The sequence below is a fragment of the Hydrogenophaga sp. genome, from assembly GCF_031426985.1.
GTDB lineage: Bacteria > Pseudomonadota > Gammaproteobacteria > Burkholderiales > Burkholderiaceae_C > Hydrogenophaga.
In genome coordinates, this window is record NZ_JASJOY010000134.1 from 1 (window position 1) to 16,151 (window position 16,151).

At 65.8% G+C, this 16,151-nt stretch carries 22 protein-coding genes and 1 pseudogene; 21 read left to right on the forward strand and 2 right to left on the reverse strand.

All coding sequences use genetic code 11. The features are described from left to right. The 14 genes and pseudogenes from hisG to tatC all read left to right on the forward strand — a co-directional run. Nucleotides 1-110 (forward strand): annotated as a pseudogene (gene hisG, locus RMP09_RS15735) (ATP phosphoribosyltransferase); the annotation flags it as partial. Next, the gene (hisD, locus tag RMP09_RS15740) at nt 107-1,450 is read left to right on the forward strand and encodes a histidinol dehydrogenase (protein WP_310566930.1); all 1,344 of its coding nucleotides are present in this window, start codon (nt 107-109) and stop codon (nt 1,448-1,450) included. The pseudogene hisG and the gene hisD, both read left to right, overlap by 4 nt. Before the next feature lie 5 nt (nt 1,451-1,455). Beyond that, the gene (hisC, locus tag RMP09_RS15745) at nt 1,456-2,547 is read left to right on the forward strand and encodes a histidinol-phosphate transaminase (protein ID WP_409559740.1); all 1,092 of its coding nucleotides are present in this window, start codon (nt 1,456-1,458) and stop codon (nt 2,545-2,547) included. Then, a complete protein-coding gene (gene hisB, locus RMP09_RS15750) occupies nt 2,544-3,155 on the forward strand; it encodes an imidazoleglycerol-phosphate dehydratase HisB (RefSeq protein WP_310566932.1) in 612 nt (203 codons plus the stop codon). The genes hisC and hisB overlap by 4 nt, the downstream gene beginning before the upstream one ends. A 17-nt stretch (nt 3,156-3,172) precedes the next feature. After that, complete coding sequence (gene hisH / locus RMP09_RS15755; RefSeq protein WP_310566933.1) at nt 3,173-3,835, forward strand: imidazole glycerol phosphate synthase subunit HisH; 663 nt, start codon at nt 3,173-3,175, stop codon at nt 3,833-3,835. Nucleotides 3,836-3,856: 21 nt separating this feature from the next. Then, entirely contained in the window at nt 3,857-4,597 is a 741-nt protein-coding gene (hisA, locus tag RMP09_RS15760) for a 1-(5-phosphoribosyl)-5-[(5-phosphoribosylamino)methylideneamino]imidazole-4-carboxamide isomerase (protein WP_310566934.1), read from the forward strand. 94 nt (nt 4,598-4,691) lie between these two features. Next, a complete protein-coding gene (gene hisF, locus RMP09_RS15765) occupies nt 4,692-5,471 on the forward strand; it encodes an imidazole glycerol phosphate synthase subunit HisF (RefSeq protein ID WP_310566936.1) in 780 nt (259 codons plus the stop codon). Beyond that, nucleotides 5,471-5,860 (forward strand): phosphoribosyl-AMP cyclohydrolase, encoded by a 390-nt coding sequence (hisI, locus tag RMP09_RS15770; RefSeq protein WP_310566937.1) that lies wholly within the window; start codon nt 5,471-5,473, stop codon nt 5,858-5,860. Before hisF ends, hisI begins: the two co-directional genes overlap by 1 nt. Nucleotides 5,861-5,865: 5 nt before the next feature. Continuing rightward, nucleotides 5,866-6,231 (forward strand): phosphoribosyl-ATP diphosphatase, encoded by a 366-nt coding sequence (locus RMP09_RS15775; protein WP_310566938.1) that lies wholly within the window; start codon nt 5,866-5,868, stop codon nt 6,229-6,231. A 23-nt stretch (nt 6,232-6,254) separates the two neighbouring features. Further along, the gene (locus tag RMP09_RS15780; protein ID WP_310566939.1) at nt 6,255-6,653 is read left to right on the forward strand and encodes a hypothetical protein; all 399 of its coding nucleotides are present in this window, start codon (nt 6,255-6,257) and stop codon (nt 6,651-6,653) included. 14 nt (nt 6,654-6,667) lie between these two features. Continuing rightward, the gene (locus tag RMP09_RS15785) at nt 6,668-7,030 is read left to right on the forward strand and encodes a histidine triad nucleotide-binding protein (RefSeq protein WP_310566940.1); all 363 of its coding nucleotides are present in this window, start codon (nt 6,668-6,670) and stop codon (nt 7,028-7,030) included. An 88-nt stretch (nt 7,031-7,118) separates the two neighbouring features. Then, nucleotides 7,119-7,352 (forward strand): Sec-independent protein translocase subunit TatA, encoded by a 234-nt coding sequence (gene tatA, locus RMP09_RS15790; protein ID WP_310566941.1) that lies wholly within the window; start codon nt 7,119-7,121, stop codon nt 7,350-7,352. Nucleotides 7,353-7,441: 89 nt separating this feature from the next. Next, nucleotides 7,442-7,930, forward strand: coding sequence for a Sec-independent protein translocase protein TatB (gene tatB, locus RMP09_RS15795; RefSeq protein ID WP_310566942.1), 489 nt, complete (start codon nt 7,442-7,444; stop codon nt 7,928-7,930). Then, nucleotides 7,930-8,718, forward strand: a complete 789-nt coding sequence (gene tatC, locus RMP09_RS15800) for a twin-arginine translocase subunit TatC (RefSeq protein ID WP_310566943.1) — start codon at nt 7,930-7,932, stop codon at nt 8,716-8,718. The genes tatB and tatC overlap by 1 nt, the downstream gene beginning before the upstream one ends. Before the next feature lie 78 nt (nt 8,719-8,796). On the opposite strand, the gene RMP09_RS15805 is transcribed toward tatC, so the two are convergent. After that, nucleotides 8,797-9,957 (reverse strand): Do family serine endopeptidase, encoded by a 1,161-nt coding sequence (locus RMP09_RS15805; RefSeq protein WP_310566944.1) that lies wholly within the window; start codon nt 9,955-9,957, stop codon nt 8,797-8,799. Between the two features lie 170 nt (nt 9,958-10,127). On the opposite strand from RMP09_RS15805, the gene RMP09_RS15810 reads away from it, so the two are divergent. The 3 genes from RMP09_RS15810 (at nt 10,128) to pdxA (ending at nt 12,214) form a co-directional block, all read left to right on the forward strand. Next, nucleotides 10,128-10,274 (forward strand): DUF3149 domain-containing protein, encoded by a 147-nt coding sequence (locus tag RMP09_RS15810; RefSeq protein ID WP_310566945.1) that lies wholly within the window; start codon nt 10,128-10,130, stop codon nt 10,272-10,274. 110 nt (nt 10,275-10,384) lie between these two features. Then, complete coding sequence (locus RMP09_RS15815; RefSeq protein ID WP_310566946.1) at nt 10,385-11,161, forward strand: Nif3-like dinuclear metal center hexameric protein; 777 nt, start codon at nt 10,385-10,387, stop codon at nt 11,159-11,161. Between the two features lie 3 nt (nt 11,162-11,164). Further along, nucleotides 11,165-12,214: a 4-hydroxythreonine-4-phosphate dehydrogenase PdxA gene (pdxA, locus tag RMP09_RS15820; protein WP_310566947.1), complete on the forward strand. Its 1,050-nt coding sequence runs from the start codon at nt 11,165-11,167 to the stop codon at nt 12,212-12,214. A 90-nt stretch (nt 12,215-12,304) separates the two neighbouring features. Here the strand turns inward: pdxA and mscL are convergent, their stop codons facing one another. Next, on the reverse strand, nt 12,305-12,718 hold the full coding sequence (gene mscL / locus RMP09_RS15825) for a large conductance mechanosensitive channel protein MscL (RefSeq protein ID WP_310566948.1): 414 nt from the start codon (nt 12,716-12,718) through the stop codon (nt 12,305-12,307). A 259-nt stretch (nt 12,719-12,977) separates the two neighbouring features. Here mscL and petA point away from each other — a divergent pair, with 259 nt between their 5' ends. From petA to RMP09_RS15845, 4 genes are all read left to right on the forward strand, one after another. Beyond that, nucleotides 12,978-13,586, forward strand: a complete 609-nt coding sequence (petA, locus tag RMP09_RS15830) for a ubiquinol-cytochrome c reductase iron-sulfur subunit (protein ID WP_310566949.1) — start codon at nt 12,978-12,980, stop codon at nt 13,584-13,586. Nucleotides 13,587-13,623: 37 nt separating this feature from the next. After that, entirely contained in the window at nt 13,624-15,024 is a 1,401-nt protein-coding gene (locus RMP09_RS15835; RefSeq protein ID WP_310566950.1) for a cytochrome b, read from the forward strand. Between the two features lie 29 nt (nt 15,025-15,053). Continuing rightward, nucleotides 15,054-15,809 (forward strand): cytochrome c1, encoded by a 756-nt coding sequence (locus tag RMP09_RS15840; protein WP_310566951.1) that lies wholly within the window; start codon nt 15,054-15,056, stop codon nt 15,807-15,809. Nucleotides 15,810-15,929: 120 nt separating this feature from the next. Then, nucleotides 15,930-16,151 (forward strand): glutathione S-transferase N-terminal domain-containing protein (locus RMP09_RS15845; RefSeq protein WP_310566952.1); only part of this gene is annotated, 222 nt, incomplete at its 3' end.

The following is a 16,151-nucleotide window of genomic DNA, read 5'->3' on the forward strand; positions in this document are numbered from 1 at the left end:
GCTCGCGCCTGGTGGTCAACCAGGCCGCGCTCAAGCTCAAGCAGGCCGCCATCCGTCCCATCCTCGACGCTTTCGCCCAAGCCATCCAGAAAGGCAACACACCGTCATGAGTCTGACCGCCACGCCCCTTCGCCTGTCCACCACCTCGGCCGATTTTCAAGCGCAGTTCGCCCAGCGGCTGCATTGGTCGGCGGAGACGGACCATGCGATCGAGCAGCGCGTGGCGGACATTCTGGCCGACGTGCAGGCGCGGGGTGATGCGGCGGTGCTCGAATACACCGCCCGCTTCGATGGCCTGAGCGCCGACAGCCTCACGGCGCTGGAACTCACGCAGAGCGAGCTCAAGGCCGCGTTCGACAGCCTGCCGGCCGCGCAGCGCAGCGCCCTGGAGACCGCCGCGGGCCGCGTGCGCCGCTACCACGAAGCGCAGAAGAAGGCGTCGGGCGAGAGCTGGAGCTACCGCGACGAAGACGGCACCCTGCTGGGCCAGAAGGTCACGCCGCTGGACCGCGTGGGCATCTACGTGCCCGGCGGCAAGGCGGCCTATCCGTCCAGCGTGCTGATGAACGCCATCCCGGCGCACGTGGCCGGGGTGGGCGAGATCATCATGGTCGTGCCCACGCCGCGCGGCGAGAAGAACCCGCTGGTGCTGGCCGCCGCCCACGTGGCCGGCGTCACGCGCGCCTTCACCATCGGCGGTGCCCAGGCCGTGGCGGCGCTGGCCTACGGCACGGCCACCGTGCCCAAGGTGGACAAGATCACCGGCCCGGGCAACGCCTACGTGGCCAGCGCCAAGAAGCGCGTGTTCGGCACCGTGGGCATCGACATGATCGCCGGCCCCAGCGAGATCCTGGTGCTGGCCGACGGCAGCACCCCGGCCGACTGGGTGGCCATGGACCTGTTTTCCCAGGCCGAACACGACGAGCTGGCGCAGAGCATCCTGCTGTGCCCCGACTCGGCCTACATCGATGCCGTGCAGGCCGCCATTGACCGCCTGCTGCCGGCCATGCCGCGCGCGGCCATCATCGCCAAGAGCCTGAACGACCGCGGCGCGCTGATCCTCACGCGCGACATGGAAGAGGCCTGCGCCATCAGCAACCGCATCGCGCCCGAGCACCTGGAGGTGTCGAGCAGCGAGCCGCACCGCTGGGAGCCGCTGCTCAAACACGCCGGTGCCATCTTCCTGGGCGCCTACACCAGCGAAAGCCTGGGCGACTACTGCGCCGGCCCCAACCACGTGCTGCCCACCAGCGGCACGGCGCGCTTCAGCTCGCCGCTGGGCGTGTACGACTTCCAGAAGCGCAGCAGCCTGATCGAGGTCAGCGCAGCCGGCGCGCAGCAACTCGGTGCCATTGCGGCCGAGCTGGCGTACGGCGAAGGCCTGCAGGCCCATGCCCGGGCCGCCGAACTGCGCCTGTCCACCGTGCCCCCGATGCGAGACGTGAAATGAACGCGATGACCACCCCCAATCCGCTGCAGAACATCCGCCAGGACATCCAGTCCATGCACGCCTACGCCATCCAGGACTCGGTGGGCCTGGTCAAGCTGGACGCGATGGAGAACCCGTTTGCGCTGTCGCCCGAACTGCAGCAACAGCTGGGCGCCCGACTGGGTGCCGTGGCCATCAACCGCTACCCCGGTGCGCGCATCGAAGACCTCAAGCAGGCCCTGGCGCGTTACGTCGATCTGCCCGAGGGCTGCGCCCTGATGCTGGGCAACGGCTCGGACGAGCTGATCGCGCTGCTGGCCATGGGCTGCGACGTGCCGGGTGCATCCATCCTGGCGCCGCTGCCCGGCTTCGTGATGTACGGCATGAGCGCCCAGCTGCAGGGCCTGGCCTTCCACGGGGTGGACCTGACGGCCGACTTCGAGCTGGATGAGGCCGCCATGCTGGCCGCGCTGCGCCAGCACAAGCCCACCATCACCTACATCGCCTACCCGAACAACCCCACCGCCAACCTCTGGGATGCGGGCGTGATCCGCCGCCTGATCGCCGAGGCCGCCACGTTTGGTGGGCTGGTGGTGATGGACGAGGCCTACCAGCCGTTCTCCAGCCGCAGCTGGCTCGACGAAATCCGCGCCCACCCGGCCGCCAACGCCAACGTGCTGCTGATGCGCACCCTGTCCAAGTTCGGTCTGGCCGGTGTGCGGCTGGGCTACATGGTCGGCCCGCAGGCGCTGGTGCACGAGGTGGACAAGCTGCGCCCGCCCTACAACGTCAGCGTCCTCAACGCCGAGTGCGCGCTGTTCGCGCTGGAGCACGCCGACGTGTTTGCGCAACAGGCGGCGACCATTCGCACCGAACGCGAACGCCTGGTCGCCGCGCTGGCGGCCCTGCCGGGCGTCCAGCCGTTCCCGAGCGACGCCAATATGGTGCTGGTGCGTGTGCCCGACGCGCAGAAGGCCTTCGATGGCCTGAAGGCGCGCGGCGTGCTGGTCAAGAATGTTTCTAAAATGCACCCATTGCTGGGCCAATGCCTGCGCCTGACGGTCGGCACCCCCGACGAAAACACGCAGATGATCGCTGCCCTGCAAGCCAGCCTATGACCACCCCATCCTCCGCCAGCCCCCGTGTGGCCGACGTCCAGCGCAACACGTCCGAGACGCAGATCCGCGTGCGCATCAACCTCGACGGCAATGGCACGGCCCAGCTGTCCACGGGCATCGGGTTTTTCGACCACATGCTCGACCAGATCGCGCGCCACGGGCTGATCGACCTGGAGATCGACGCCAAGGGCGACCTGCACATCGACGGCCACCACACGGTGGAAGACGTGGGCATCACCCTGGGCCAGGCCTTTGCCAAGGCCGTGGGCGACAAGAAGGGCATCCGCCGCTACGGCCACGCCTACGTGCCGCTGGACGAAGCGCTCTCGCGCGTGGTGATCGACTTCTCCGGTCGCCCCGGTCTGCACATGCGCGTGCCGTTCAAGAGCGGCATGGTCGGCGCGTTCGACACGCAGCTGGCGTTCGAGTTCTTCCAGGGCTTCGTCAACCATGCGGGCGTGACCCTGCACATCGACAACCTGCACGGCGAGAACGCCCACCACCAGGCCGAGACCGTGTTCAAAGCCTTCGCCCGCGCGTTGCGCATGGCGCTGGAACGCGACGAGCGCCTGGGCGACGTCATCCCTTCGACCAAGGGTTCCCTGTAATTTTTCCCCCCGGACCGATGAGATCCAAGACAGTCGCCGTGGTGGACTACGGCAGTGGCAACCTGCGTTCCGTCTCGCAGGCGGTGGTGCATGTGGCGCAGGGCAGCGGGCTCAACGTCATCGTCACCTCACGCGCGCAGGACGTGTTCGACGCCGACCGTGTGGTGCTGCCCGGCCAGGGCCACATGGGCGACTGCATGCGCGAGCTGGCCGCCTCGGGCCTGCAAGACGCCGTGCTGCACGCGGCGGCGCACAAACCGCTGTTCGGCGTCTGCGTGGGCATGCAGATGCTGCTGGACCGCAGCGAAGAAGGTCCGACCGATGGCCTGGGCCTGATCCCGGGCGAGGTGGTGCGCTTCCAGCTCGAAGGCCGCCTGCAGGCCGACGGCAGCCGTTTCAAGGTGCCGCAGATGGGCTGGAACCAGGTGTTCCACACCGCCCATGGCCGCGCGCCGCACCCCATGTGGCAAGGCATTGATGACGGCGCCTACTTCTACTTCGTGCACAGCTACCACGCGCGCCCCGCGCAGGCCCTGCACACGGTGGGCGAAACCGATTACGGCGCCCGCTTTGCCTGCGCCATCGCCCGCGACAATCTGTTCGCCACCCAGTTTCACCCCGAGAAAAGCGCCGACCAGGGTCTGGCGCTCTACCGCAACTTCCTCCACTGGAACCCCTGACGTCCTGTCGCCCCCACCATCATGTTGCTGATCCCCGCCATTGATCTCAAAGACGGCCAGTGTGTTCGCCTCAAACAGGGCGACATGGACCAATCCACCGTGTTCGGTGAAGACCCCGCGGCCATGGCCCGCAACTGGGTCAACAAGGGCGCGCGCCGCGTGCACCTGGTGGACCTGAACGGCGCCTTCGCCGGCAAGCCCAAGAACGAACAGGCCATCCGCGCCATCCTCAAGGAAGTCGGCGCCGAAGTCGATGTGCAGCTCGGCGGCGGCATCCGCGACTTGGACACCATCGAGCGCTACCTCGACGCCGGCCTGCGCTACGTGATCATCGGCACTGCCGCGGTCAAGAACCCCGGCTTCCTGCAGGACGCCTGCACCGCTTTCGGCGGTCACATCATCGTGGGCCTGGACGCCAAGGACGGCAAGGTCGCCACCGACGGCTGGAGCAAGCTCACCGGCCACGAGGTGGTGGACCTGGGCAAAAAGTTCGAGGACTACGGCGTCGAATCCATCGTCTACACCGACATCGGCCGCGACGGCATGCTCAGCGGCATCAACATCGAGGCCACGGTGAAGCTGGCGCAGGCGCTGTCGATCCCCGTGATCGCTTCGGGTGGTCTGTCGAACCTAGACGACATCCGTGGTCTTTGCTCGGTGGAGGACGAGGGCGTCGAAGGTGTGATCTGCGGTCGCTCGATCTACAGCGGCGACCTCGATTTCGAGGCAGCGCAGAAGCTCGCCGACGAGCTGAATGGCTAAGACATGAACCGCCCCCACGTTCATCACTTCGTGTATTCGCTGCCCCCCAAGGGGGCGCGGCCTTGCTTGGGGCGGCCCTGCGCCGCGACCTGAGATGCTCGCCAAACGCATCATCCCCTGCCTGGACGTGACCGGTGGTCGCGTGGTCAAGGGCGTCAACTTCGTCGAACTGCGCGACGCTGGTGACCCGGTGGAAATCGCGGCCCGCTACAACGAGCAGGGCGCCGACGAGCTGACCTTCCTCGACATCACCGCCACCAGCGACGGGCGCGACCTGATCCTGCACATCATCGAAGACGTGGCCTCCCAGGTCTTCATCCCGCTCACGGTGGGCGGCGGTGTGCGCACGGTGGAAGACGTGCGCCGCCTGCTCAACGCTGGGGCGGACAAGACCAGCTTCAACTCGGCCGCCATCGCCAACCCGCAGGTGATCCGCGAGGCGTCCGACAAATACGGTGCGCAGTGCATCGTGGTCGCCATCGACGCCAAACGCCGCCAGGGCGATGACCTGGCCGCGCGCGGTGAGGGCTGGGACGTGTACAGCCACGGCGGCCGCAAGAACACCGGCCTGGACGCCGTGGCCTGGGCGCGCCAGATGGCCGAATACGGTGCCGGCGAAATCCTGCTCACCAGCATGGACCGCGACGGCACCAAGAGCGGCTTCGACCTGGCCCTGACCCGCGCCGTGGCCGACGCCGTGAGCGTGCCCGTCATCGCCTCCGGCGGCGTGGGCAACCTCGACCACCTGGCCGATGGCGTGCAGCAGGGCGGTGCCGACGCGGTGCTGGCCGCCAGCATCTTCCATTACGGTGAATACACCGTGGCGCAGGCCAAGCAGCGCATGGCCGAGCGCGGCATTCCGGTGAGGTTGTGATGGACTGGCTCGATGTCATCAAGTGGGACGCGCAAGGCCTGGTGCCCGTGATCGCGCAGGAAGCCGCCACCGGCGACGTGCTGATGTTCGCCTGGATGAACCGCGAGGCGCTGCAGAAGACGGCCGAACTGCGCCGCGCGGTGTACTTCAGCCGTTCGCGCAACAAGCTCTGGTTCAAGGGTGAAGAGTCGGGCCACGTGCAGACCGTGCACGACATCCGCCTGGACTGCGACAACGACGTGGTGCTGCTCAAGGTGACCCAGCTCGGGCACGAGCCCGGCATCGCCTGCCACACCGGGCGTCACAGCTGTTTCTTCCAGAGCCACCAGAATGGCCAGTGGGTGCCGGTCGATCCGGTGCTCAAAGACCCCGAATCCATCTACAAGTGAAACCGATGTCCGACACCGATTCCCTGGCTCGCCTGGCCGCCGTCATCGAAAGCCGCAAGCCGGCCAACGGTGGCGACCCCGAGAAGAGCTACATCGCCCGCCTGCTGCACAAGGGGCCGGACGCCTTCCTCAAGAAAATCGGCGAAGAGGCCACCGAGGCCGTGATGGCCGCGAAAGACTGCGACCACGGCGGCGACGCCCAGAAGCTGGTCAACGAAGTGGCCGACCTCTGGTTCCACTCCATGATCGCGCTGGCCTACTACGGCAAGGCCCCCGCCGACGTGGTGGCCGAGCTGGCGCGCCGCGAAGGCCTCAGCGGCCTGGAAGAAAAAGCCCTGCGCAAGGCGCAGGCCCGCGAAGCGTCCGAATAAACCTTTTCGCACAGGAGGTCAGCATGCGCAACGAGACCGACGTCATCGACGTCCAGGCCAAAGGCGACGAGCAAGCCGAGTCGCTCAAGACCGTCGGCTGGGTCAGCTACCTGCTGCACCTGATCGTCGCCGTGGCGGCGGTTGTGCCCGGTGCGCAGGTGGGCGTCGGCATCCTGCTGGTGGCGCTGGTGATCGATCTGGTCAAGAAGGGCGACGCCGCCGGCACCTGGCAGGCCAGCCACTTTTCGTGGCGCATCCGTTCGGTGATCTGGGCCGGCGTGCTGTACCTGGTGACCGCGCCGCTGTTCCTGTTGCTGCTGGTGCCCGGCATGATCGCCTGGGCCGTCATCTCCATCTGGTTCCTCTACCGCATCGTCAAGGGCATGGTGCGCATGAACGCCAGCCAGGCCATGCCCGATTGATGTCCGCTATCGACATGAACGCACACGACCCGAACTGCCTCTTCTGCAAGATCATCGCCGGCCAGATCCCGTCGAAAAAGGTCTACGAAGACCAAGATCTTTTCGCCTTCCACGACATCCACCCCTGGGCGCCGGTGCACTTTCTCCTGGTTCCCAAGCTGCACATCCCGTCCATGGCCCAGCTCACGCCCGAACACGAGCACCTGATGGGCAAGCTGATGGTGCTGGCGCCGAAACTGGCGCTGGAACTGGGCTGCAACCCCTATCCGGAGGGCGGATTCCGCGTCGTCTGCAACACGGGCGCCGAAGGCGGGCAGGAGGTACACCACCTGCACGTGCACGTCATGGGCGGGCCGCGGCCCTGGCTGCGGGGCTGATTTTTCGCCGCCGACCGAACCAATGGTCGAGGCTTAGAATCCCAGCAACAGCGCCTCAGCGCTTCCTTTTATTCTGTTGGAGAGACACATGGGTTCCTTTTCCATTTGGCACTGGCTGATCGTGCTGCTGATCGTGGTGATGGTCTTTGGCACCAAGAAGCTCAAGAACATCGGTTCCGACCTGGGCGGCGCCGTCAAGGGCTTCAAGGACGGCATGAAAGAAGGCGGTGCCGACGCTCCCGCCGCACCGGCCGGGCAGGTGACGCAAAGCACCTCGGCCGACAAGAGCGCCATCGACGTCGAAGCCAAGCAAAAGAGCTGATCGTCCTCAGCCCGGCGGTGCCCGCACCGCCGAACCTTGCCGGACGGTCTTGAGCACCGCGCCGGGTCTGCCTTCCAAACGGCCTCCACATGATTGATCTGGGCATTTCCAAGCTCGCCCTCATCGGGGCGGTGGCGCTCATCGTCATCGGCCCCGAAAAGCTGCCGCGCGTCGCCCGCACGGTGGGCACCTTGCTGGGCAAGGCCCAGCGCTACGTCTCCGACGTCAAGGCCGAAGTCAGCCGATCCATGGAGCTCGAAGAGCTCAAGAAGATGAAGGATTCGGTGGAGACGGCCGCGCGCGACGTGCAGTCCTCGGTGCAAGAAGGGGCCAGTGATTTCGAGAAATCCTGGTCCGAAGCGACCGCCGGTCTCGACGGTTCCGGGTACGGTGACGCGATGCACTCGATCGGGTCGGACCTGAACCCCGTCTACAAGCACCCGGGCAAGAACTGGCGCCTCAAGAAAGGCGCTGTGCCCCAGTGGTACAAGTCGCGCTCGGGCGTGCGCACGCGCGCCCAGTCGGGTGCGGCCCGCGTGGCGCGTTTCCGGCCCCGTCCATCCTCCGCTCCTCGCTGATGTCCGACCCCAACAAATCCACCGACGAACTCGCCGGGACCGAGCAACCTTTTGTGCAGCACCTGGTGGAGCTGCGCGACCGGCTGATGTACGGCATGGCCGGCCTGGCCGTGTGCATGGCCATCCTGGCCATCTGGCCCGGCCCCAGCGGCTTGATCGACCTGATCGCGGTTCCCATCCGCGCCCACATGCCGCCCGACGCGAAGCTGATCGCGGTGGGGGTGTTCTCGCCGTTTTTCGTGCCGCTGAAGGTGCTGGCCATGGGCGCGCTGCTGATGTCGCTGCCGTGGTGGATGTACCAGATCTGGGCCTTCGTGGCGCCCGGTCTGTACAGCCACGAAAAGCGCTTTGCCGTGCCGCTGATCGTGCTGGGCAGCCTGCTGGCCTACGTGGGCATCGCCTTCGTGCAGTTCTTCGTGCTCGACAAGATGTTCGGCTTCATCCAGCAGTTCACGCCCAAGAGCGTGGCGGCCACGCCCGACATCGCGTCTTACGTGGAGGCCATTCTGTCGCTGTACCTCGCGTTCGGCCTCGCCTTCCAGGTGCCCATCGTGGTGGTGCTGCTGGTCAAGATGAGCCTGGTGTCGGTGCAGCAGCTCAAGGACTTCCGTGGCTATTTCATCGTGCTGGCCTTCGTCGTGGCCGCCGTGGTCACGCCGCCCGACGTGATCTCGCAGCTGGCACTGGCCGTGCCCATGTGCCTGTTGTACGAACTGGGCATCTGGGGGGCGCGCTGGTTCGTCCAGGCGACGGCAGCGCCGGCCACCGAAGATTCGGCCACGAACTGAGCCACCCACCGGCTGCTTCCAACAAAAAAACGGCGCCTCTCAGGCGCCGTTTTTTTGTTGTGGTGTCCCCGAGGTCTGTCAGCGGGGTGGCTGCTGTTGCGCCTTGGGGGCGGTGCGCTTGCCGGGGGTCACCTGCACGGGGTTCTTGCCGTCTTTGCGCACCACTTCCAGCGTGGCCGGTGTGCCGGGGGTGAGCGCCGCCACCGCCGACAGCAATTGCGCCACGTTGTTCACGGCGCGGCCGCCCACCGACGTGATCACGTCACCCGGGCGGATGCCCGCCTGGGCGGCGGGGCCGTTCTGCAGCACGCCGGTGATGATCACCCCGGTGCCCGCCGGCAGGCCAAAGCTTTCGGCCAGTTCGGCGGTGAGGTCCTGTGGCTCGACGCCGATCCAACCGCGCGTGACCTGGCCGTCGCGCACGATGGCTTCCATCACGCTGCGCGCGGTGGAGGTGGGGATGGCGAAGCCGATGCCCATGGAGCCGCCCGAACGCGAGTAGATCGCGGTGTTGATGCCCATCAGCTGGCCGTTGGTGTCCACCAGGGCGCCGCCGGAGTTGCCCGGGTTGATGGCCGCGTCGGTCTGGATGAAGTTCTCGAAGGTGTTGATGCCCAGTTGCGTGCGCCCGAGCGCGCTCACGATGCCGCTAGTCACCGTCTGGCCCACGCCGAACGGGTTGCCGATGGCCAGCACCGGGTCGCCGATGGCCAGGGCGTCGGAGTTGCCCAGGGTGATCACCGGCAACTCGGTCAGTTCGATCTTGAGGATGGCCAGGTCGGTTTCCGGGTCGGTGCCGATGACCTGCGCCGCGCTCTTGCGTCCGTCGTTGAGCACGACCTCGATCTGGTCGGCCTCTTCGATCACGTGGTTGTTGGTCAGGATGTAACCCGCCGGGCTGACGATGACCCCCGATCCCAGGCCGGTCTGCGGCTGCGACTGCCCCTGGTCGCCAAAGAAGAAGCGGAACCAGGGATCGTTGCTCTGGGGGCTGTTCTCAGGTGCCTTGCTGGTGTTGATGCTCACCACCGCGGGCGATGCCACCTGGGCCGCCGCGCGGAACCCGGGCAGGGTCGCCTGACCGGACGGCGCACTGGGCGCGGCCGACTCCAGCACCGGCACCACCGTGGGCAGGGTGGGGCGGCGGTTGAGCCATTCGGGCTTGAGCGTGGCGACCACGAAATACGCGGCCAGCAGCACGGTCACGGATTGGGCAAAGACGAGCCAGAGTCGTTTCATGTCAGAAGAGGCAAGAGAGGAGGAGGCCGGCCCCTGGGCTGGCGCAGGCCATTGTCCCGCATATGGCTGCGCGGGTTGGCAGTTCAAGCCCGATTGACCCACGTCAATGCGGTGGGTGGACCTGCGGGGTGCAATGGATGCCTGTCATTTGCAGGAACGGAGCACACAACATGAAAGCCCTCGTGGATCTTTTTTCGACCGACTATGGCCTGTTCAGCATCGCGGGGATTCTCTTCATGATCGGCATGGCGTTCTGGTTCTACCGGTTCTTCACCCGCAAGATGAACGAATCTGCCGGCCAAAACCCACAGGGCTGAGTTCGGGCGGGCCGTGCACGACACGGCACAGGGCTGTCAGAATCACCTCACCCTCAGGGCTTTGCCAGCGGCACGGCCCGTGTTTGTTGTTCTGACCACAGGGCCTGCCCATGTCCCCCTCTTTTCAGGTGGCTCCCCGCACCGCCTTGCTGGCGTCGTTTGATGCCTTGCTGCAACCCGCCCAATTCCGCGACTACGGCCCCAACGGCTTGCAGGTGGAGGGCAAGGCCGAGGTGCGCAAGATCGTCTCGGGCGTCACCGCCAGTCTGGCCCTGATCGACGCTGCCATCGCCGCCGATGCCGACGCGATTTTTGTGCACCACGGCCTGTTCTGGCGGGGGCAGGACGGGCGTGTCACCGGCTGGATGAAGCAACGCCTGGCCCGCCTGCTGGCGCACGACATCAACCTCTTCGCCTACCACCTGCCGCTGGACGCCCACCCCGAGCTGGGCAACAACGCGCAACTGGCGCATCGCCTGGGTGTGGTGCTGTACGACGATGCCCGTGGGCGTTTCGGCGAACAGTCGCTGGGTTTCATGGGGGAGTGCAGCCCCTGCACCGCGGCGTCGTTGGCCGACCATGTGCAGCAGTCTCTGGGGCGATCGGTCACCCTGGTGGGCGATGCCGGGCGCCCCGTGCAGCGCGTGGCGTTGTGCACGGGTGGCGCGCAGTCGTACTTTGAGGCCGCCATTGCCGCCGGGGCCGACGTGTTCATCACCGGGGAAATTTCCGAACCACAGGTCCACTACGCGCGCGAATGCGGCGTGGCCTACATCGCCTGCGGGCACCACGCTTCTGAACGCTACGGCGCGCCAGCGGTGGCCGCTCATGTGGCGCAACAGCTGGGGCTGGCGCACACGTTCATCGACATTCCCAACCCCGCCTGACCCATGACCGAGCCGCGCTCCTCGACCGTTGGCGACCCGCGCCCGGTCCTCCTGACCATGGGCGACCCGGCCGGCATCGGTCCGGAAATCATCGCCAAAGCCCTGCGCCTGCGGCCCGAGCTGTTGTCGCGGGTCGTGGTGGTGGGGGATGTGCCCACCCTGCAAAAGGCTTTGCAGTTGACCCGCGCGCACGACGTGGCGCCCGACCCCGTGCTGGCGCCGATCGCTACGTTGGCTGAAGCGTCTGGGTTGCCCTCGGGCTGCATGGCGGTGGTACAGGCCTGCGTGCTGCCGCGGCCTGTGCCCTTGGGCCGTATCGATGCCGATGCGGGGCGAGCCGCGGCCGACTGCATCGCCTGGGCCGCCCGTGCGGCCTTGCGGGGCGAGGCCGCTGCCGTGGTGACGGCGCCCATCCACAAAGAAGCCCTGTCGGCCGCGGGCGTGCCGCATCCGGGTCACACCGAGTTTCTGCAAGCCCTGGCCGCCGCGCACCTGGGGGTGGACGTGGAGCGGGTGCCGGTGCGGATGATGCTCAGCTGCCCCGGTTTGCGCACCGTGCTGGTGAGCATCCACGTGGCCTTGCGCGACGCCCTGGCGGCGGTGACGCAGGACCAGGTGCTGCAAACCTTGCGCATCACGGCCGCGCACTTTCAGCGCAGCGGCCTGCCGCAGGCGCGCATCGCCGTGGCGGGGCTGAATCCGCACGCCGGCGAAGGGGGGCTGTTCGGGCGAGAAGAGATCGACATCATCGCGCCCGCCGTTGCGCTGGCGCAGGCCGAAGGCATCAACGCCAGCGGCCCGCATGCGCCCGACACGGTGTTCATGCGCGCTCGTCAGGGCGCGTTCGATGTCGTGCTGGCCATGTACCACGACCAGGGACTCATCCCCGTCAAGTTGCTGGGGCTGGACCACGGGGTCAACACCACGCTGGGCCTGCCGTTCGTGCGCACCAGCCCGGACCACGGCACCGCGTTCGACCTCGCCGGGTCCGGACGCGCCAGTCCCGCGAGTCTGCTGGCCGCCATCGACGCTGCGCTGGGCGCGGGGATCTGAACCGGCCGGCCATGAAAAAGGCCGCTGCCGTGGGTAGACGGCAGCGGCCCCTTGTTGGCGCCGACGGAGGCGGTGATCCGCCTCAGTTCTTCACTTGCGCAGGCTGTCGCGGATCTCGCGCAGCAGCACGACGTCTTCGGCCGGTGCGGCCGGCGGTGCGGCCGGGGCTTCCTTCTTCATGCGGTTCATTTGCTTGACCATCATGAAGATCACGAAGGCCAGGATCACGAAGTTCAGTGCGATGGTGATGAAGTTGCCGTAGGCCAGCACGGCGCCGGCTTTCTTGGCCTCGGCCAGCGGCAGGCCGGCCGCCTGGCCCGCCAGTGCGATGTAGTAGCTGGAGAAGTCCAGGCCACCGAAGATCTTGCTGACCACGGGCATGATCAGGTCGCCCACCAGTGAGTCGACGATCTTGCCGAAGGCGCCGCCGATGATCACACCGACCGCCAAGTCCATCACATTGCCCTTCAGGGCGAATTCCTTGAACTCACTTGCCATGCTCATACGTTTCTCCTGATGTTTGGGGCAGCTTGCTGTCCGGACCGGACGGCCAGGCGCGGCGATTGTCGCACACCTAAGTATTCATTTGTGCCTGGGTGCGGCCGGGTCCAAGTCATCGGCGTCCGTGCCCGTCACACTCGCAGCCGGGCGGCCAAAGCGTGCACGGGGGAACCTTCGGCGGTCCGACAGGTCGATGCGCTCCATTACAATGCCGGGTTGACCCTAGTGTGATTCCGTCTCGAACCGTCATTGAAAGATTCCCATGAGTGAAGCAACCGTCGATGCGACTGTGGACAACAGCCGCCGAACCTGGCTGATCACCTCCGCCGCCATGGGTGGCGTGGGGGCCGCCGCAGTCGCTGTGCCTTTCGTGAGTTCCTTCCAGCCGTCTGAACGCGCCAAAGCTGCAGGCGCGGCGGTCGAGGTGGACATCTCCTCCCTCCAGCCCGGCGAAAAAATCGTCAAGGAATGGCGTGGCAAGCCCGTGTGGATCATGCGCCGCACCGAGCAGCAGCTCAAGGACCTGGAGAAGCTCGACCCTGCGCTGGCCGATCCCGCTTCCGATCGCAAGAACGTCCCCACGCCGGACTACGCAAAAAACCGCCACCGCTCCATCAAGCCCGAAGTGTTCGTTGGCGTGGGCATCTGCACCCACCTGGGTTGCTCGCCGGGTGACAAGTTCGCGCCCGGTGCGCAGCCTTCGCTGCCCGACGACTGGGTCGGCGGCTACCTGTGCGCCTGCCACGGATCCACCTTCGACCTCGCTGGCCGCGTGTTCAAGAACAAGCCGGCGCCGGACAACCTGGAAGTGCCCCCTCACTACTACACGTCCGAAACCACGCTGCTGATCGGCGAAGACAAGAAGGCCTGAGCGGCACACGCCGACTCCACGAACACTGAGGCACCCCATGGCTGAATTCAAAGAAATTTCCCCTGACGCGCCGCTGGCGCAGAAGACGCTGAACTGGATCGACAACCGGTTCCCGCTGTCCAAGCTCTTCAATGAGCACATGGCCGAGTACTACGCGCCCAAGAACTTCAACTGGTGGTACATCTTCGGCTCGCTGGCCCTGCTGGTGCTGGTGATCCAGATCGTCACCGGCATCTTCCTGGTGATGCACTACAAGCCCGATGCCAACCTGGCGTTCGCGTCGGTCGAATACATCATGCGCGACGTGCCCTGGGGCTGGCTGATCCGCTACATGCACTCCACGGGGGCATCGGCGTTCTTCATCGTGGTTTACCTGCACATGTACCGTGGCCTGCTCTATGGCTCGTACCGCAAGCCGCGTGAACTGATCTGGGTGTTCGGTTGCGGCATCTTCCTGGTGCTGATGGCCGAAGCCTTCATGGGCTACCTGCTGCCCTGGGGTCAGATGTCCTACTGGGGCGCCCAGGTGATCGTGAACCTGTTCTCCGCCATCCCCTTCGTCGGCCCTGATCTGGCGCTGCTGATCCGCGGCGACTACGTGGTGGGCGACGCCACGTTGAACCGCTTTTTCAGCTTCCACGTCATCGCGGTGCCGCTGGTGCTGCTGGGTCTGGTGGTGGCGCACATCATTGCGCTGCACGAAGTGGGCTCCAACAATCCGGACGGCGTGGAAATCAAGGCGCTCAAGGATAAAAAGGGCGTGCCGCTGGATGGCATTCCGTTCCACCCCTACTACAGCGTGCACGACATCTTCGGTGTGAGCCTGTTCCTGATGGTGTTCTCCGCCATCGTGTTCTTCGCGCCTGAATTCGGCGGCTACTTCCTGGAGTTCAACAACTTCATCCCGGCCGACCCGCTGGTCACGCCGCTGCACATCGCCCCGGTCTGGTATTTCACGCCCTTCTATTCGATGCTGCGTGCCATCACCACCGAGATGACCTACGTGCTGATGCTCTGCGCGGTGCTCGGCGGCGCTTTTGCCGTGCTCAAGACCCGTCTGCCGGTGCTGCTCAAGGGCGCCATTGCGGGCGCCACCGTGGTGGTCATCGCCCTGCTGTACCTGATCGACGCCAAGTTCTGGGGCGTGGTCGCCATGGGCGGCGCTGTCGTGATCCTGTTCTTCCTGCCCTGGCTGGACAAGAGCCCGGTCAAGTCGATCCGTTACCGTCCGGACGGCGTCAAGTGGCTCTACGCCGTGTTCGTGATCAACTTCCTGATCCTGGGTTACCTGGGCGTGCTGCCGCCGTCGCCGGTGGGCGAGCGCGTTTCCCAAGTGGGCACGCTGTTCTACTTTGGCTTCTTCCTGCTGATGCCTTGGTGGACCCGCCTGGGCCAGTTCAAGCCCGTGCCCACCCGCGTCACGTTCACGCCCCACTGAAGCCCTGGAACCCATCGGAGAGTCGACAAATGAAAAAAATGCTTCTGGGTCTCGCGCTGGCCATGGGCCTGTCGGGCACCGCAATGGCCTCGGGTGCCTCCTTTGCCCTGGACAAAGCACCCAAGCGCACCAACGACATGGCCGCCTTGCAAAACGGCGCCAAGATTTTCGTCAACTACTGCCTGAGCTGCCACTCGGCCGCGTTCATGCGGTACAACCGCTTGCGCGACATCGGGCTGACCGACAAGCAGATCGCGGAGAACCTGACATTTGCCACCGACAAGATCGGTGACACCATGAAGGCGGCCATCGATCCCAAGCAGGCCAAGGAATTCTTCGGTGCCAACCCGCCGGACCTGAGCGTGATCGCCCGTTCGCGCGCCAGCGGTGCGGGTTCCGGTTCGGACTACATCTACACCTTCCTGCGCACCTACTACCGGGACGAGACCAAGCCCACCGGCTGGAACAACATGGTCTTTCCCAACGTGGGCATGCCCAACCCCCTGTGGGAACTGCAGGGTGAGCGCGCCCGCGTGATGGAAAAGGTCGAGAGCCATGGCCATGAGACCGAAGTTCTCAAGGGCTGGGACCAAGTCAAACCCGGTACCATGACGTCCGAACAGTTCGACCAGAACGTTGGCGATCTGGTGGCCTATCTGCAGTGGATGGCCGAGCCGGCCGCCAACACCCGCGTGCGCATCGGCGTGTGGGTGCTGTTGTTCCTGGGGGTGTTCACCCTGGTGGCATGGCGTCTGAACGCCGCATTCTGGAAAGACATCAAGTAAAACCCCGCTTCTGGTCGGCCCGGTTCGTCCGGGCTGGCAGCTGAAGTTTTCCCACAGTGGTTTGCGGCGCCGCCCCGTGCGGTCACGCCAACCACTGTTTTGTATTTAGGAGACTCCCACATGATGGTCTTGTACTCGGGTACCACCTGCCCTTATTCCCACCGTTGCCGCTTCGTCCTGTTTGAAAAAGGCATGGACTTCGAGATCCGCGACGTGGATCTCTACAACAAGCCCGAAGACATCAGTGTGATGAACCCGTACGGCCAGGTGCCCATCCTGGTCGAGCGCGACCTGATCCTGTACGAGTCGAACATCATCAACGAGTACATCGACGAGCGCTTC

Bases quoted from the DNA above. Each gene is read 5' to 3' on its own strand.
- hisD (WP_310566930.1), top strand. From the start codon at position 107: ATGAGTCTGACCGCCACGCCCCTTCGCCTGTCCACCACCTCGGCCGAT.
- hisC (WP_409559740.1), top strand. From the start codon at position 1,456: ATGACCACCCCCAATCCGCTGCAGAACATCCGCCAGGACATCCAGTCC.
- hisB (WP_310566932.1), top strand. From the start codon at position 2,544: ATGACCACCCCATCCTCCGCCAGCCCCCGTGTGGCCGACGTCCAGCGC.
- hisH (WP_310566933.1), top strand. From the start codon at position 3,173: ATGAGATCCAAGACAGTCGCCGTGGTGGACTACGGCAGTGGCAACCTG.
- hisA (WP_310566934.1), top strand. From the start codon at position 3,857: ATGTTGCTGATCCCCGCCATTGATCTCAAAGACGGCCAGTGTGTTCGC.
- hisF (WP_310566936.1), top strand. From the start codon at position 4,692: ATGCTCGCCAAACGCATCATCCCCTGCCTGGACGTGACCGGTGGTCGC.
- hisI (WP_310566937.1), top strand. From the start codon at position 5,471: ATGGACTGGCTCGATGTCATCAAGTGGGACGCGCAAGGCCTGGTGCCC.
- RMP09_RS15775 (WP_310566938.1), top strand. From the start codon at position 5,866: ATGTCCGACACCGATTCCCTGGCTCGCCTGGCCGCCGTCATCGAAAGC.
- RMP09_RS15780 (WP_310566939.1), top strand. From the start codon at position 6,255: ATGCGCAACGAGACCGACGTCATCGACGTCCAGGCCAAAGGCGACGAG.
- RMP09_RS15785 (WP_310566940.1), top strand. From the start codon at position 6,668: ATGAACGCACACGACCCGAACTGCCTCTTCTGCAAGATCATCGCCGGC.
- tatA (WP_310566941.1), top strand. From the start codon at position 7,119: ATGGGTTCCTTTTCCATTTGGCACTGGCTGATCGTGCTGCTGATCGTG.
- tatB (WP_310566942.1), top strand. From the start codon at position 7,442: ATGATTGATCTGGGCATTTCCAAGCTCGCCCTCATCGGGGCGGTGGCG.
- tatC (WP_310566943.1), top strand. From the start codon at position 7,930: ATGTCCGACCCCAACAAATCCACCGACGAACTCGCCGGGACCGAGCAA.
- RMP09_RS15805 (WP_310566944.1), bottom strand. From the start codon at position 9,957: ATGAAACGACTCTGGCTCGTCTTTGCCCAATCCGTGACCGTGCTGCTG.
- RMP09_RS15810 (WP_310566945.1), top strand. From the start codon at position 10,128: ATGAAAGCCCTCGTGGATCTTTTTTCGACCGACTATGGCCTGTTCAGC.
- RMP09_RS15815 (WP_310566946.1), top strand. From the start codon at position 10,385: ATGTCCCCCTCTTTTCAGGTGGCTCCCCGCACCGCCTTGCTGGCGTCG.
- pdxA (WP_310566947.1), top strand. From the start codon at position 11,165: ATGACCGAGCCGCGCTCCTCGACCGTTGGCGACCCGCGCCCGGTCCTC.
- mscL (WP_310566948.1), bottom strand. From the start codon at position 12,718: ATGAGCATGGCAAGTGAGTTCAAGGAATTCGCCCTGAAGGGCAATGTG.
- petA (WP_310566949.1), top strand. From the start codon at position 12,978: ATGAGTGAAGCAACCGTCGATGCGACTGTGGACAACAGCCGCCGAACC.
- RMP09_RS15835 (WP_310566950.1), top strand. From the start codon at position 13,624: ATGGCTGAATTCAAAGAAATTTCCCCTGACGCGCCGCTGGCGCAGAAG.
- RMP09_RS15840 (WP_310566951.1), top strand. From the start codon at position 15,054: ATGAAAAAAATGCTTCTGGGTCTCGCGCTGGCCATGGGCCTGTCGGGC.